We start from the raw sequence: 719 nt of genomic DNA on the forward strand, positions 1-719 counted from the left end.
GGACCTGCCCGCGACCTTCGCCAATGACGAGGCGCTGGCCGAGGCGTTGCTGGCGGCGGGCACGGCGGTTTACGATCCCTTGTGGCGGATGCCGCTATGGGATGGCTATGACGACATGCTGTCCTCCGACATTGCCGATATGGTCAACGCGCCTGATGGCGGCCTTGCGGGCGCGGTGACGGCGGCGCTGTTCCTGCGCCGCTTCGTGCCCGAGGGCACGCCATGGGCGCATTTCGATACCTTTGCGTGGAGGCCTTCGGCCAAGCCGGGGCGGCCCAAAGGTGGCGAGGCGCTGGGCCTGCGCGCGGCCTGGGCGATGCTGAAGGCGCGCTATCCGGGGTGAGCGGACGCCGTGGTCACCCCGGCCTTGTGCCGGGGTCTACCATGGTGTTCCTCCAACACCTGCAGGATTTGCCGCCCGGTGGACCCCGGGACGAGCCCGGGGTGACAGGTCATAGCGCCGGCCCCGCCCCGCCCCTTAACCCCAGGCGCTCTTCATTTTCTTGAAGAAGCCGCTGGTCTGCGGGCATTCCTTGCCGGTTTCGGTCGCACTAAATTCCTCGAGCAATTCGCGCTGGCGCGAGGTCAGGCTGCTCGGCGTTTCCACCTCGATGAGGATGACCAGGTCACCGCGCCCACGTCCCTGCAGCAGGCATTCCGGCACCACGCTGCCGCAATTCGCGGCCCGACTGGGTTCCCGCTGGAATCTTGATCGTGTG

2 pseudogenes are annotated in these 719 nt (G+C 67.5%); one reads left to right on the forward strand and one right to left on the reverse strand.

Annotated features, from left to right (window positions below):
* A pseudogene (locus AACY52_RS28880) lies at positions 1-343 on the forward strand (hypothetical protein); the annotation flags it as partial.
* A gap of 135 nt (positions 344-478) precedes the next feature.
* Here the strand turns inward: AACY52_RS28880 and AACY52_RS28885 are convergent.
* A pseudogene (locus AACY52_RS28885) lies at positions 479-719 on the reverse strand (hypothetical protein); the annotation flags it as partial.

Origin of the sequence: Pseudomonas sp. EA_65y_Pfl1_P113 (assembly GCF_963970525.1) — a bacterium.
In the GTDB taxonomy this organism is placed as follows: domain Bacteria; phylum Pseudomonadota; class Gammaproteobacteria; order Pseudomonadales; family Pseudomonadaceae; genus Aquipseudomonas; species Aquipseudomonas tritici.